We start from the raw sequence: 14,961 nt of genomic DNA, 5'->3' as shown, positions 1-14,961 counted from the left end.
TAACTCCCACTAAAAACCTAAACTAGATAAAAGATCATCAACATCATCTTGATCTTCTACAACATCATCACGATTATCTTTATTTACAATCGGCCCTTCAACTAGGTTATCCCCAACTTTAGGTTGACTGTTAACTTGTTCTTCTGACGCTATACCAAAGGCAGTTAACATATTAATTAAGCTATCTTCTACTTCTCTAACTAAATCAATAACTTTTCGAATAACTTGTCCTGTTAAATCTTGAAAGTCTTGCGCCATTAACACATCTGTCATTAACGTATGAATGTGTTCTGTTTCACGGTTTGTTATTTTTAAAAGTGCATCTATATCTATACACAGTGTTTTGAACTCGTTAAGCTCTAATTTATTGTTCATAAGTTTATCCCATGAGGGATTAACTTTTTTTACTTGATCGGAAATAACGTCAACAACTGGAAAAATTGATTCAACAGCATCCATCGTTTTATTTGCTGCTTCCTCTGTACGATCAATAACATAATTCAGACGTTCTTTAGCATCAGGAATATCAGCCGTTGCTAAATCATTTAACCGAGAATCAAGTTGAAAGTTCGTCAAAGAGTCATGAAGCTGTCTTGTTAGCTTTCCTATTTCAGCAAAAAGCTCAGAATTTATTGGATTTTGAATTTCAGCAATTAACTGATCGGCTTTATCTTGCTGATCTGTCTCTAAATATTCAACCAATGATCTAGCTTGCTCTAAAGAGATTTGCCCCATCATAGCTATACTCATGCAAAGTCCTTAATAACTTATGCAAACTAACTTTAGTAGACACGTAGAGTTATGGATACGAGAAAACTCACTATGAATACTAATTAGCGCAAAATTAACCTAATCGTTCAAAAATTTTGTCTAATTTGGTTTTCAGTGTCGCTGCAGTAAAAGGTTTTACAATATAACCATTTACACCTGCTTGAGCTGCCATGACTATTTGCTCTTTTTTAGCTTCTGCAGTTATTAATAACACAGGTATATGAGCTAAACTTGCATCTGCACGTATTGCTTTCAATAAGTCTATACCTTGCATACCGGGCATATTCCAATCAGTAACAACAAAGTCAAAATCGCCACCTTGAAGCATTGGTAATGCGGTACTGCCATCATCTGCTTCTTGAATGTTGGTAAAGCCCAAATCGCGCAACAAATTTTTCACTATACGTCTCATGGTTGAAAAGTCATCAACAACAAGCACTTTCATATTTTTATCCAAGGCACCCTCCGGCGAAACATTCAAAATTATAAGTATTAACGGTAATTATAGTTTACTCAACTTTGCCAAGATTGCATACGAGCTTTTAATCGATGCATCGCTTGACTGTGAATTTGACTTACTCGAGACTCACTGACATCGAGTACTTGTCCAATTTCACGTAAATTTAATTCTTCATCATAATATAGTGACAGTACTAAAGCTTCTCGCTCTGGTAAAGACTTAATACATTCAGTTAAACCTTTTTTAAAGGCCGTATGCTCAATGTTTTGATATGGATCATCGACTTTAATTGAATCACTATAATTAATAGTATCTTCATCAACCCCTAGATCATCAATACCTAAGATCTTACCCGTACTCACCTCACTAAGTATATGATGGTAGTCATTTAATGAAATATCAAGTTTTTCAGCAACTTCTACATCAGAAACATCTCGACCTAGTTTAGCCTCTAACTGTTTTATTGCTTCACTGACCATTCGACTATTCTTATGAACCGATCTCGGAGTCCAGTCTCCTCGTCTAATCTCATCAAGCATAGCACCACGAATACGTATTCCAGCAAACGTTTCAAAGCTTGCACCTTTAGTATTATCAAAGTTATTTGCTGCCTCAAAAAGGCCAACCATGCCAGATTGGATAAGATCATCAACTAAGACACTCGCTGGTAACCTAGCAAGTAAATGGTAAGCAATTCTTTTCACTAAAACAGTATGTTGTTCTAGCAGTTGTGACTTATCAACTTTATTATTGTAAGTAATAGCTTTTACCACGTAATCTAATTCTCACTAAAAAGTTCAAATTTAATGGGTTATAAGTTGTTCTATAAAGAACTCTAAATGCCCTGAAGCTTGTTGAGGTATTGGCCAGTCACTTACTTTTTTTGCTAAGCCTTTAAATGCTTGAGCTGCTGGAGATTGAGGATAGGCTTCAACAATGGCCTGTTGTTTTCTAACAGAGTTTCTAATGTTTTCATCAAACGGAACAACTGCGACTAGCTCTAAAGCCACATCTAGGAACCTATCAGTCACTTTTGTTAATTTTGCAAACAGTTGCTTCCCTTCATTGGCAGACCTTACCATATTTGCAACAACTTTAAATTTAAATACGCCATGATCTCGGCTAAGTAATTTCATTAAGGCATAGCAATCGGTAATAGATGTGGGCTCATCACAAACAACAAGAACAACATCTTGTGCGGCGCGTGTAAAGCTCAGTACCATGTCAGAAATACCCGCAGCAGTATCAACTAACAATACGTCAAATGAGGTTTGAATTTCACTAAATGCTCTGATTAATCCTGCATGTTCAGAAGGTGTTAAATCGACCATAGATTGAGAGCCTGATGTGGCTGGTATTATTTTTATCCCAGCAGGTCCTTCAATAATAATATCATCTAATTCACACTCACCTGATAGCACATGAGATAAATTACGCTTAACTCTTAAACCAAGCATCACATCAACATTAGCTAAACCTAAATCAGCATCTAACACTAACACTCGCTTACCTTGTTGGCCTAAGGCAATAGCCGTATTTAACGATACATTGGTTTTGCCAACACCGCCTTTGCCACCTGACACAGCTATTACTTTAACTTTTTGTAATTCTTGCATTTTTCTTAAGCCGCTCGCTTGATCGATCATTTAAATACTACTTTTTATTTCACTTAGCTTATTAAGCTTAAACCATAGCTGCCCTCGAAATAGGCATTGACTGCATATGGACTGAATTTGTTCTTACTGACTTTGTTGCCATCTTATCTGCAAGAGTAACTAATTTCTCAGCATTTGCAACTTTAATATCTTCAGGAACCCTTTGCCCATCAGTAAGATAACCAATAGGTAAACCATTTTGTACTGCAGTGGTAATTATTTCACCAATACTTAAGCTTTCATCAAGTTTAGTATAGATACAACCAGAAAGTGGTACTTTTCTAAATCGGTCAACATTTTCTTGCATAACACCTTGCTGAGTATTGGCTGCAAGCACTAAATAATTTCTAATGCGTACACGAGCATTTGAAACAAGCGCAGAAAGCTGCTCTGCAAGTCTCATATCTCTTTGTCCCATTCCCGCAGTATCAATTAAAATAAGCTTTTTCTTGGCAAACTGTTGTAATAAAACATCAAGTTCTTGACTATCTTTTGCCAGCTTGACTTGACAGCCAATAATCTTTCCGTAGGTTGCTAGTTGCTCAAAACCTGCAATTCGAAAAGTATCGGTAGAAATCAAAGCCACTTGCTCATGACCATGAACTTGTGCAAATCCAGCAGCTAACTTAGCTATTGTTGTCGTTTTACCTACACCTGTAGGTCCAACAAGCGCTACAACGCCACCACGTTTGATTATATCATTTTGCGTCGTATTAACTTGTTTAGCAATGAGTTGTTTTGCTTGTTCCCAAGCTACTTGTTCACCCAACTGTTCAGGAACATAACCGGCAATTTGATCGGCTATTTGCTCACTTAAACCTAGGTTAAGTAGCTTATTCAGCAAAGCAGCTCTTTGAGGATTTTTTTGCGCCATGTCTTGCCACATCAATCCAGAGACTTGATGCTCTAAAATTGCACGTATTGATGCCATTTCCTGCTGCATCTTATTGAAATCTGACGCTGAAACATTTGTAAGGTCATGCTCTGACTGACTTAGTTGATAATCCTCTTTGTTTATTGAAGCCACAGAAGTAATGCTATCGCTATCATCTATCATTTCTTTAGCATCATGCATAATTGATAAATTTTCAGACGGCGCAGGAATAATTCCTTCAGGGGTTGACTGTTTAAGTCGTTCCGTAAAACTTTTTAGTTGTTGCTCAATATCATCTTCTGGCATATCGACTTTATCAATATTGCCTATACTCGGTTGCCCTTGCTGAACTTGTCTACCTAGTAAGGCAGAAAGGCTATCTACTGGAGGTTTTGGCTGATTACTATTTTCTGTAAGTGGTTTGGTGGTCGATTCTTGTTGAGTTTGCTTGCTTAAGTGCACAACATCTTCATTCATTTGCTCTGTTTGAGTCACTTTCTCAGCGTGAGGTTTAACCTCTGTTGGAGCTTGGTTGTAATCAACCGCTGCCATCAGTTCAACACCTTCAGGTATTTTTTTATTTGACATAATAACCGCATCAGCACCCAACTCTACTTTTATTTGTGCTAATGCTGTTCGCATATCTTTGGCAACAAAACGTTTAATCTTCATATCCAACCCCTTAATACTTCGATAACCCAGCAATTATTTAACGAGAATAGTTTTTATTGACCAATAGCGCTGACAATTCTAATTTGTTTATCATCTGGAACTTCTTGATATGAAATAACGCGCAAACTAGGTATTGTATATTTAACAAACTTAGATAGTACCGAACGCAATATTCCAGACGTTAATAAAATAGGGCTGTCTCCAGACATTTCCTGCTGTTGAGCACCATCGGTTAACGATTTTTGCAAGCGTTCTGCCAAACCTGGCTCTATGCCTGCGCCATCATCTCCCGCCATTTGCATTGACTGATGCAACATCTGTTCCAGCTCTGGCGCCAAAGTAATGACAGGTATTTCATGCGCTGAGCCAACAAGGTCTTGAATAATAAACTTACGCAACGTAATCCTTACGGCAGCCGTTAAAACTTCAGGGTCTTGACTTTTAGGTCCATATTCTACAAGTGTTTGCACAATTGAGCGCATATCTCTTACCGCGACACCTTCATTCATTAAGCTTTGTAGCACCTTAACAACCGTACCTAATGTCAAAGTATCAGGAATAAAACCTTCAACTAGTTTAGGATAATTTTTAGCCAGTAAATCAAGTAAATTTTGCACTTCTTCATGCCCTAATAACTGTGCAGCATTATTGGTTAATATCTGACTTAGATGTGTCGCCAATACGGTTGCTGCATCAACAACCGTATAGCCTAATGTTTGAGCTTGCTCTCTTTGGTTCTGATTAATCCACACAGCGTCTAAACCAAATGCAGGATCTTTAGTCATAGTCCCTTCTAACTGACCAAAAACTTGACCTGGATTAATCGCTAATTCTTGATCATGCTTTATTTGAGCTGTACCAATCGTAACGCCCATTAAAGATATTTGATAACTGTTAGGATCTAAATCTAGATTATCTCGAATGTGTACTGCAGGCACCAGAAAGCCAAACTCTTGTGACAACTTCTTCCTAACCCCCTTAATTCGACTAAGCAGTTCACCACCTTGTGCTTTGTCAACTAAAGGAATTAATCGATAACCTATTTCTAAACCAATGACATCAACATGATTAACATCATCCCAATCTAACTCTTTCACCTCATCTTCTTTTTGCTTACTCTCTGCTTCTTCTTCATGAGCTATCTGCTTTAACTCTACTGCTTTTTTGGCTTTATGTTTTGTACCGAAATAAGCACTCCCCGCAATAAGCGCAGCAAAAAATAAGAATGCAAAATGTGGCATACCAGGAATAACACCCATCACAAACATAACACCCGCAGCGATATAAAGTGATTTTTCTTGACCAAGCTGAGAGCTAACTTGCTCTCCCATGTCTTGTGAAGTGTTTTGACGCGTAACAACTATTGCCGTTCCTACAGATAATAACAAACCAGGAATTTGTGCAACCAGACCATCACCAATTGTTAATAGCGTATAAATTTGCACCGCTTCATCGAAAGACAGGTCATGCTGCACCATACCAATCACTAAACCGCCAACGATATTTATGAAAAGAATTAAAATGCCAGCAATGGCATCACCTTTTACAAACTTACTTGCACCATCCATTGAACCGTAAAAATCAGCTTCGCTGGTTACTTCTATTCGTCGGTCACGCGCTTGATCTTGCGTGATAAACCCTGCATTTAAATCTGCGTCAATGGCCATTTGCTTACCAGGCATAGCATCTAAGGTAAAACGAGCTGTTACTTCCGCAATTCGACCCGCACCTTTAGTAACAACGACAAAGTTAATAATGATTAAAATAAGAAATACCACTAAACCAACAGCATAATTACCACCAATCACTACCGACCCAAATGCTTCTATTACTTTACCTGCGGCTCCAGTACCTTCATGCCCTTCAAGTAATACAACCCGAGTACTTGCGACGTTTAACGCTAAGCGTAAGATCGTTGCAACCAGTAAAACAGCAGGAAAGGAACCAAAATCTAATGGTTTAAGGGTATATACGGTAATTAGCAACACCACAAGAGATAGTGCGATATTAAAAGAGAAGAGAATATCTAAAAGCCATGGGGACATGGGTAAAATCACCATGCCAAGAGCGGCCATTACTAATAATGGTGTACCCAGCCCGGTAAAATGGCTGAATTTCTTTTTATCGAATTGATTAAAATAAGCAGCTAGTTGCATTGATTACTTCATGTTATTTTTTTGACACTATGCTTGAAACAGCAAAACTTGTACCAAAAAATCATTTTGAAATAATGCAATGCACTTTTTATAAACTAATACTTAAATTCATCTGGAATAGGTAAGTTTCTTGCGATAGGAATTGGCTTTTTAGCCCGACCTTTTTTGTGTTCATTTAATTGAAAAATAAAGGCTAATACTTGCGCAACGGCAGCAAATAGTTCTTCTGGTATATCTTCGCCTACCTCTGCACTGTAGTATAAAGACCTTGCTAAAGCGGGCGCAGGGATGATCTCAATTTGATGCTCTTTAGCAATAGTTCGAATATGAATTGCCATTTCATCAACACCTTTTGCTATAACTAGAGGTGCCCCACCTACTTTCACATCATACTGTAATGCAACAGAATAATGAGTCGGGTTTGTAATGACTACATCAGAATTTGGCACATCAGCCATCATTCTTCGTTGAGAAAGCTCATATTGTGTACGTTTAATACGCCCTTTTATTTCAGGACTACCCTCTGTAGATTTATGCTCATCTTTTATTTCTTGCTTTGTCATCTTTAACTGCCGTTTATGATTCCAAACTTGATATGGGGCATCAATAACAACAATGATACTTACAGAGAGTGCTAAGACTAAAAACATCCACAACAGCATCTTAGAAGCATGTTCAAAATTATTGGGGATAGCTTCCAAACTAAGCGCTAATATTTCTTCAAACAAGCCGCTCAATAACAAGTAAGCACAAATAAAAACAACAAAGAATTTTAATAAAGACTTAATAAATTCAACAGCAGCCTGCACGCCAAGCATTCGTTTGAAGCCAGCTATAGGTGATAATCGGCTTGCTTTAGGGGCAGCCGCCTCCCATGAAAGGCTAACCCCACCTAATAGTACATTGCCAACAAAAGCCGCTATAACGACAATAAAAAATATCCACGCTAATGGTGTTATAACAAGGCTAACACTATCGTCAATAATCTTAAAAAGTGCATTAACGTCCATGACTTCTTGTCGGGATAAACTAAACATTCGTTTCATCATCGCTGCAACCGCACTGGCTAAGGAATTACCCATAAGCAACATAGCACAGGCTGCACCAACTAAAACAAATAAGGTTCCCATGTCTTTTGAGCGTGGTATTTGTCCTTTACCTCGGGCGTCTGAGAGTTTTTTCGCCGTGGGGTCTTCTGTTTTTTCACCGCTATCATCATCAGCCATATAAGTTGCCTATTGAACCGCGCAATCAATTAAATAACAGCTAAAATCAAGTGCTCTTTGCCATTGCATTTCAAAATGAGTATAGAAATTACCAAAGGTTAACCACATAATAATTAACCCGGCAGTCATGGTTATCGGGAAACCTATCGCAAATATATTAAGTTGAGGCGCTGCTCTTGTCATAATGCCAAAAGAAAAGTTTATTAGTAACATAGCTGTTAAAGGAGCTAAGGCTAAAGAAAGCGCGGTAGCAAACATCCAACTACCCCACTCAACAATTTCGCGATACTTTATACTAGATAAATGCTCGGTCGGGATTGGCAAAGTATCAAAGCTTGCGACAATAAATTGTAAGTAGGCTAAATGACCATCCATTACCCAAAAAAGTAATGATGACAAAATTAAAAAGAACTGACCAATTGCAGGAACATTCATCCCACTTGCGGGATCAACAAGTGACGCAAAACCTAAACCCGATTGCATTGCAATAATTTGTCCCGCCATTGTAAAAGTATTTACAACCATAATGGTGACAAAACCAAGCATGGTACCTATCACAATTTGCTGCAAAATTACGATAACAGTACTAAAAGATAACAACTCCCCTACATTAGAGGGTGGAATAGCAGGCATAACGGCTATAGTGACCATGACACTTAAAAAAAGCTTAATACGGCCTGGTAATGTTTTTGAACCAAGCCCTATCATAGCCATGACTAACGCTGAAATGCGGGTGAAAGGCAGAATAAAATCAGCAAGGTATTGATTTATGATAGATTCAGTGAATTCCATCAACTTACCACACTAGGAATGCTCTCAACTAATCGAATCGTGTAGTCCATCAGTTTTTGAACTCCCCAATGCCCACCGAAAATTATTGCTAACAAAGTAACTATCAAACGAGGTAAAAAGCTTAAAGTTTGTTCATTGATAGAGGTTGCCGCTTGAAAAATGGCGACAATGAGTCCAACACAAAGGCTAGGCACAATAACAGCACTTACTAAGACAATAACTAATAGAAGTGCATCACTTAGTATATCGACAAATACTTCAGGACCCATAAAAATCCCCTATATTATGAGTAAGTTTAATCACTGTCATCAACTGCCCATTCCATAACTTCTGGCAATTGTCCCTATCACTAAATTCCAGCCATCGACTAATACGAATAGCATCAATTTAAACGGTAACGATACAATCATAGGAGATAACATCATCATTCCCATTGCCATTAGAATACTCGCTACAACTAAATCAATAATAAGAAACGGAATAAATAATATAAAACCAATTTGAAAGGCTGTTTTTAATTCACTAATAATAAAAGCAGGAATTATCACCGTCATAGGTAAATCTGTTGGTTTATCAACAGATTCAATACCAGCCATTGCTGATAACGTATCTAAATCTTTTATGCGAGTTTGTTCAAGCATAAAGGCTCGAAGGGGTATTTTACCTCTGTCTATTGCTTCAACTGATGTCAGTTGATCAGCTAAATATGGTTGAATGGCTGTTTCATTCACCTGATTATAAACGGGTGTCATAATAAATAAGGTTAAAAACAGCGTTAAGCCAATAATGACCTGATTGGAAGGCGTTTGTTGTAAACCAAAAGCTTGCCGTAAAATTGCCATAACAACAACAATACGTGTAAAAGAAGTCATCATGATAATCGCCGCAGGTATGAAGCTGAGCGCGGTCATGAAAATTAAAATCTGCAGAGTCACTGAGTACTCTTGGGAACCGTCTGGGTTGGTGGTCAAGGTTAATGCAGATAAAGACAAATCTTCTGCTGCATGCACACCAAAGCTAAATGCTAAAACACATACCAATACAAAGAGTGTTAATGCGAGCTTTTTCATAGGGTCCCTTTTGTCTGTAATTACACGAGGTTGTTTATAAACATTAACTATAATACGTTGAAATCAAATTGTTTTTCAAAAAATATTTCCTAAAATATATTACTATTAATTTATACCACCCGTTTTACTTTTCTGTTTGAAAAATTTTGCGATATTATCAGGTAAGTCAGCAGAGTTATTTCCATTGATAAATAGTTGCTCATCACCACTATCAATTAAAGTAATTTGATTTGACGTAACACCAAGTATTAATTGTTTTTCACCAATGTGCACAACCACTAATTTTTCTTTTGTGCCTAACGCTAAACTCGCTACAACTTTCAGTTGACCTGAATTTTGTTGTACAACATTAAATTTTTTTAATAAAAGAGCACTTGCAACAATTAAGGCTAACACCATTAACAATGACAGTATCATACTGCCAGAGTCCATGTTAGCCATAACATGCTTACCCACTTCTGGTGAGGCTCCATTAGTGAGTTCTTCGCTATAGCTAGCAGTGATAAATGCATTTAGCATAAAAAAAATAGCTGCCTTTTTCGTTAACTTGGTTAAAAACAACATAAACACACTTATTTCAGCTTTTTAATACGTTCAATTTGGCTAATAACATCAGTTAAACGAATACCAAATTTATCATTCACAACGACTACCTCACCATGTGCGATAAGCGTACCATTGACTAATACATCAAGAGATTCACCTGCGACACGATCAAGCTCAACAACAGAGCCTTGGTTAAGCTGCAACAAATTTCTAATGCTGATATGGCTTCGGCCAACTTCCATAGAAATCGTTACTGGTATATCGAGAATAGCATCTAATTTTCGCTTCTCTTCTCCAGATATCGGTGGCTCATCCTCTGTTAGTTCTTCTAATTCTACAGGCTCGGCATTTTCAGAAGCCTCTCTTGCTTCTGCTTGCTCATCTAATGCTTCATCCCACATACTTAGATCATCATCTTTTTCACTCATACCACTTGCCTCAATTTTACAATGCTTTACTTACTAACGAATACACTCAATTTATAAATCATCTTCTAAGAGATGAAGTTCTGCATCACTATCAAGGCGTTTACCGCCTTTAGTTAATATCGTTAGTTCTGATTTAACCGACTCTGGTCGTTTAATTTTTGATTCTATTTTCAGCGCGACATTATCACGACTGCGGCCTAATTTAGCTCTAAATGTTGGTAGGTCTTCAATTAATACGGTAATACTTTCAGGCATTTCAATAGGGATAATATCACCCGCTTGTAACTCCATTATCTGACTCAGCGGGATATCAACTTCTAAAAATTTGGTATTAATAGCAACAGGCACGTCCATAATTTCATCTCGAAGTGCTTTAGACCAACGCATATCGGTATCTTCTTTATCACTTTGTACACCGGCATCAAGCAACTCACGTATGGGCTCTAACATCGAATAAGGTAAAGCAACATGAAAATCACCGCCTCCGCCATCTAATTCAATATGAAAAGAGCTGATTACAACCACTTCTGTTGGGCTAACAATATTAGCCATCGACGGGTTTACTTCGGAGTCCAAGTACTCAAATGACACATCCATAACGGGTGACCAAGCTTCTTTATAATCTTCAAAGATAAGCTTTAACAACATTTGAATAATTCGACGCTCGGTGGGCGTAAATTCACGACCTTCTATTTTAGCGTGGTATCGACCATCTCCCCCAAAAAAGTTATCAACGAGAATAAAGACTAAACGCGCTTCCATGGTAATTAACGCAGTACCTTTTAATGGACGAAAACGGACCATATTCAAACTAGTTGGTACGAATAAGGTATGAATATACTCACCAAACTTAATCATTTGGATACCATTAATGGAGACTTCAGCTGTACGTCGCATCATATTAAATAAACTAATACGCATATGACGGGCAAAGCGCTCGTTAACCATCTCCAAAGTAGGCATTCGGCCACGAACAATACGATCTTGTGAAGAAAAGTCATAATCAGAAGTCCCGTCGTTTCGTTCAACAACGTCCTCAACTATTTCTTCTTCTTCAACGTCATCAACACCATGTAATAACGCATCAATTTCGTCTTGCGATAATAAATCACTCACACGCTTTTCTCTTTATTTGTTGTTAAACAACTAACTATACTTTTTAAAAACTTACAATGATTACTGCATGACAAAGCCAGTAAATAATACTTTTTCAATAGTTTTATTACCTTCTACATCTGTCATTACTTTTTGTACCGCTGCTAGAGACTGTTGTTTTAAGGTGACCTTACCGGCACTTGTTGCTAGATCATCAGCATTTGCTTGTGAAAAGATGCCTAATAAAGTGCTTTCAATTAGCGGAATATGCATTTTGGCATTTTCTTCATTATCTCCACCACGAACTAACAATTGCACTCGAATCTCAACAAACCTGTCTCGTGCGGCACCAGGGACATTAAACCGAAAAGGTCTTGGCATCGGAACATATAAAGCACTACCTACTTGTGGTCCTGCATCAGGATTGGCTTGAACCTCTGTGCCTTCTTTTGTGCCTTCAGCACTAACTTGTTCTTGCGTTGCAGGCGCATCGGAGCCTGCTATAAAGAAAAAGTATCCGCCAGCTGCCCCCCCTAAAAGTACTACAACAGCAACGATTATAATAATCAGTTTCTTTTTGCCGCCAGATTTATCAAGTTCTAAATCACCGTCTTTATTATTTTCTTTGTCTTCAGCCATTACTTACCCTTTTCTATGCGTTTTTTTTGCTAAGCCTTTATTAATGATAATATATCCTTGATAAGTCATCTAGCCAATGGCTTTTACGCTAGTTAATCACTTTAAAAGTAATTAAGCGTAATAATCAACACTCATTGATGAAGATTCAATCACTTTTGAGGATAAAATATGTTCAACAGCGTCTTCGGCATTTGCAGCTGACAACCCAGTTTGGTCATGTTGACTATTATCCCCTTGTGCACTTTCATTCTCTTGTTGATTTTGTTGCTCAACGTTAGCTCCGCCAACATCGACACCTTGCTCCGCTAACATATCCTTAAGCTTATGCATATTTTGCTCTAGGGCATCTTTTGCTTGCTGGTTTTGAACGATAAAATTCACAGCTGCTTGTTCACCTTGTAAGTTAACACGCACTTGCATATTACCAAATTCAGGTGGGTCTAATGAAATATCAAACTGTTGCAGTTTTTGTGAAATAACAACCATTACTTTGTCTTTCACCGCATCGGCAAAGTCTTTTCTAAAAATCGAGATGGTTTCTTGATGAAGCTGCACAGAAGACTTTTGAATGTGCGCTGAATCTGACACCACATTATGATTAAGCACTTCACTCGCTTGTTGTGCGACAAAGTTATTGTAATTATCTTGAGTAGTTGTCGTTGCTGCCATTGTATTACGGTTAAATGAAAAAAGTGTTACTGGAGTCACTTCACTTTTATTCACTGTATTTTTAGCGCTACCATCAAAGGGCTGCGCAATTTTTTCTAACGTTAACTCTTCATTACCGATTTGGTTTAAAGTTTCTTCGACAGAAACATCACGTTTACTTGTATCGTTTATTTCATCAACTATGGTTGGTTGAACAGTTTGTTTATTCACTGATTTTGAGAGATTGTTCTGACTAAGCAATGCACTTTGAGCTTGATTATCTTTAAAAGCTGGAGTCACTTTTACTGAATCATTAGCTGGCAACTGATTCAACTCATTATCATCATGAGGAGATAGATTATCTAAATTAGCCGGTAATTGACGTTGATCATCAGTTACTTTCGCTAATGAATTCCCATTAACCGCCCCAGCAAGAGTAGACGTTGATGATAAGTTGACGCCTTGCGCTTTGACTAAGGTGATCTCTTCTGGTGATTTTGCTGAGCCGCTATACTCACCTTCTTCTACATTCTCAATACTTGCGAGTTGTTGAGGTGTGAAAACCAAGCGTTCATCAGTTACTTTCGCTAATGTATTCCCATTAACCGCCCCAGCTGGAGTAGACGTTGATGATAAATTGACTCCTTGCGCTTTGACCAAGGTGATCTCTTCTGGTGATTTTGCTGAGCCGCTATATTCACTTTCTTCTACATTCTCAAGGCTTGCAAGTTGTTGAGGTGTCAGAGCCAAGCGTTCATCCGCTATTTTTGCAGAGGAGTTATTTACCTGTTCACCTTTAGTTTCGCTGTTTACCTTAACATCAGGTTGCAAAAGAGTTGCAACGTTTTTATTTATTGTACCTTTATCAGTAATAGACTCTTTAGATAGATAATCTGTTACAGCTTCAGCTTGCTTTTGATGCAAAACGCTATCTTTTAGTATTGGGTTTAAAGGTGTTTGTTCGAGTTTTTTCTGTAAATTAATATCATCAGCCGCTTGGTTGTTAGCAGCCATATTATCTTTGTTAACTTGGCTCAGTTTCTCTTCACTGAGCTGTTGTTCTTCTGTTGTTTGCCTTGTAATTTTCGCTGATGATGATAAATCTTTAATGCCATCAACAAATTCTTTTAAGCTATGCTTTTTCGAATCACCGCTTTGTTCTTTTGATTCACCTTGCTTTACTTGTAAAATGTCTTCTCCCTCAATACTAATAGGGTTTGTAGCTTTACTTTGCTGCGCTAGTGTCTCAAAATCATCTTGCACACTTTTTTGTAATGTATTATCTGCATTATACAATAAAGAAATAAATTGCTCTGATTCAGTCAAGATTTGACTATTGTCACTCGCCTCTTCGTCTTCTTTTATTAGCTCTACACTGTTTTCAGGGCTTACCTGTTCAACAGTATCTCCAGTCGAGGCTTGTTCAGTGGTACTATTTTCATCATTCTGATTAATTAATGCCTCTTTTTCTGTTAATGAGTCACTGGTATCTCTTGTCTCATTCTTTTTATTCGTCAAGGCTTGAGTATGATCATTATTGCCACTCTCAGTTTTAGAGTGTTCGTTATTTGCCGCTTTTGATATAGATGCTGATAAATTAGTTTGCGCGGCAGTTTTTTTGGGGGTTAGCTTATTAGCTTCTTTATCTATATGTTTTTCAACATAACTAGAAAATGCCATTCCTTTATCGGAAGACGTTTGTGCTGAAGTATCTTTACCACTTAAATCAGTATCTTGTGATAATAAAACAGATGTAACACTTACTTGTTGCATAATTACCCTAGCCTTAAATAGATGAAAAAAATACCGCTTTATTAAATAATTTCCCAGGTTTATCGACAATCATTTACTAATATTGCCTAAATTTAACTTGATAAAACCACCGCAAATTTTTGTATTTAATTTCAAAGAGTTTCTTAGTTATGTCTT

General features: G+C 37.5%; 15 protein-coding genes. All 15 read right to left on the bottom strand.

What is annotated here, in order from left to right; genetic code table 11:
• Positions 1-9: 9 nt before the first annotated feature.
• The gene (locus tag D1094_RS10040; protein WP_118959976.1) at positions 10-750 is read right to left on the bottom strand and encodes a protein phosphatase CheZ; all 741 of its coding nucleotides are present in this window, start codon (positions 748-750) and stop codon (positions 10-12) included.
• Between the two features lie 94 nt (positions 751-844).
• Positions 845-1,228, bottom strand: coding sequence for a chemotaxis response regulator CheY (cheY, locus tag D1094_RS10035; protein ID WP_118959975.1), 384 nt, complete (start codon positions 1,226-1,228; stop codon positions 845-847).
• Positions 1,229-1,284: 56 nt separating this feature from the next.
• Entirely contained in the window at positions 1,285-2,004 is a 720-nt protein-coding gene (locus tag D1094_RS10030; RefSeq protein WP_118959974.1) for an RNA polymerase sigma factor FliA, read from the bottom strand.
• A 30-nt stretch (positions 2,005-2,034) separates the two neighbouring features.
• Positions 2,035-2,877: a MinD/ParA family protein gene (locus tag D1094_RS10025; protein WP_118959973.1), complete on the bottom strand. Its 843-nt coding sequence runs from the start codon at positions 2,875-2,877 to the stop codon at positions 2,035-2,037.
• Positions 2,878-2,914: 37 nt separating this feature from the next.
• Positions 2,915-4,432 (bottom strand): flagellar biosynthesis protein FlhF, encoded by a 1,518-nt coding sequence (flhF, locus tag D1094_RS10020; RefSeq protein WP_118959972.1) that lies wholly within the window; start codon positions 4,430-4,432, stop codon positions 2,915-2,917.
• A 53-nt stretch (positions 4,433-4,485) separates the two neighbouring features.
• Positions 4,486-6,588 (bottom strand): flagellar biosynthesis protein FlhA, encoded by a 2,103-nt coding sequence (gene flhA, locus D1094_RS10015; protein ID WP_118959971.1) that lies wholly within the window; start codon positions 6,586-6,588, stop codon positions 4,486-4,488.
• 95 nt (positions 6,589-6,683) lie between these two features.
• Positions 6,684-7,814 (bottom strand): flagellar biosynthesis protein FlhB, encoded by a 1,131-nt coding sequence (gene flhB, locus D1094_RS10010; protein WP_118959970.1) that lies wholly within the window; start codon positions 7,812-7,814, stop codon positions 6,684-6,686.
• 9 nt (positions 7,815-7,823) lie between these two features.
• Positions 7,824-8,606 (bottom strand): flagellar biosynthetic protein FliR, encoded by a 783-nt coding sequence (fliR, locus tag D1094_RS10005; RefSeq protein WP_118959969.1) that lies wholly within the window; start codon positions 8,604-8,606, stop codon positions 7,824-7,826.
• On the bottom strand, positions 8,606-8,875 hold the full coding sequence (fliQ, locus tag D1094_RS10000) for a flagellar biosynthesis protein FliQ (protein WP_118959968.1): 270 nt from the start codon (positions 8,873-8,875) through the stop codon (positions 8,606-8,608). Before fliQ ends, fliR begins: the two co-directional genes overlap by 1 nt.
• 39 nt (positions 8,876-8,914) lie before the next feature.
• Entirely contained in the window at positions 8,915-9,676 is a 762-nt protein-coding gene (gene fliP / locus D1094_RS09995) for a flagellar type III secretion system pore protein FliP (protein ID WP_118959967.1), read from the bottom strand.
• A 105-nt stretch (positions 9,677-9,781) separates the two neighbouring features.
• On the bottom strand, positions 9,782-10,240 hold the full coding sequence (gene fliO, locus D1094_RS09990; protein ID WP_118959966.1) for a flagellar biosynthetic protein FliO: 459 nt from the start codon (positions 10,238-10,240) through the stop codon (positions 9,782-9,784).
• Between the two features lie 8 nt (positions 10,241-10,248).
• Entirely contained in the window at positions 10,249-10,650 is a 402-nt protein-coding gene (gene fliN, locus D1094_RS09985) for a flagellar motor switch protein FliN (protein ID WP_118959965.1), read from the bottom strand.
• Between the two features lie 51 nt (positions 10,651-10,701).
• Positions 10,702-11,766: a flagellar motor switch protein FliM gene (gene fliM / locus D1094_RS09980; protein ID WP_118959964.1), complete on the bottom strand. Its 1,065-nt coding sequence runs from the start codon at positions 11,764-11,766 to the stop codon at positions 10,702-10,704.
• 60 nt (positions 11,767-11,826) lie between these two features.
• Complete coding sequence (fliL, locus tag D1094_RS09975; RefSeq protein WP_118959963.1) at positions 11,827-12,384, bottom strand: flagellar basal body-associated protein FliL; 558 nt, start codon at positions 12,382-12,384, stop codon at positions 11,827-11,829.
• A gap of 111 nt (positions 12,385-12,495) precedes the next feature.
• Positions 12,496-14,805, bottom strand: a complete 2,310-nt coding sequence (locus D1094_RS09970; RefSeq protein ID WP_118959962.1) for a flagellar hook-length control protein FliK — start codon at positions 14,803-14,805, stop codon at positions 12,496-12,498.
• Positions 14,806-14,961: the final 156 nt, after the last annotated feature.

Origin of the sequence: Colwellia sp. RSH04 (assembly GCF_003545765.1) — a bacterium.
Lineage (GTDB): Bacteria > Pseudomonadota > Gammaproteobacteria > Enterobacterales > Alteromonadaceae > Colwellia.
This window is presented reverse-complemented; position numbering and strand designations above follow the sequence as displayed.

Bases quoted from the DNA above. Each gene is read 5' to 3' on its own strand.
- flhF (WP_118959972.1), bottom strand. From the start codon at position 4,432: ATGAAGATTAAACGTTTTGTTGCCAAAGATATGCGAACAGCATTAGCA.
- flhA (WP_118959971.1), bottom strand. From the start codon at position 6,588: ATGCAACTAGCTGCTTATTTTAATCAATTCGATAAAAAGAAATTCAGC.
- flhB (WP_118959970.1), bottom strand. From the start codon at position 7,814: ATGGCTGATGATGATAGCGGTGAAAAAACAGAAGACCCCACGGCGAAA.
- fliP (WP_118959967.1), bottom strand. From the start codon at position 9,676: ATGAAAAAGCTCGCATTAACACTCTTTGTATTGGTATGTGTTTTAGCA.
- fliO (WP_118959966.1), bottom strand. From the start codon at position 10,240: ATGTTGTTTTTAACCAAGTTAACGAAAAAGGCAGCTATTTTTTTTATG.
- D1094_RS10040 (WP_118959976.1), bottom strand. From the start codon at position 750: ATGAGTATAGCTATGATGGGGCAAATCTCTTTAGAGCAAGCTAGATCA.
- D1094_RS09970 (WP_118959962.1), bottom strand. From the start codon at position 14,805: ATGCAACAAGTAAGTGTTACATCTGTTTTATTATCACAAGATACTGAT.
- fliN (WP_118959965.1), bottom strand. From the start codon at position 10,650: ATGAGTGAAAAAGATGATGATCTAAGTATGTGGGATGAAGCATTAGAT.
- fliQ (WP_118959968.1), bottom strand. From the start codon at position 8,875: ATGGGTCCTGAAGTATTTGTCGATATACTAAGTGATGCACTTCTATTA.
- fliR (WP_118959969.1), bottom strand. From the start codon at position 8,606: ATGGAATTCACTGAATCTATCATAAATCAATACCTTGCTGATTTTATT.
- D1094_RS10025 (WP_118959973.1), bottom strand. From the start codon at position 2,877: ATGATCGATCAAGCGAGCGGCTTAAGAAAAATGCAAGAATTACAAAAA.
- fliL (WP_118959963.1), bottom strand. From the start codon at position 12,384: ATGGCTGAAGACAAAGAAAATAATAAAGACGGTGATTTAGAACTTGAT.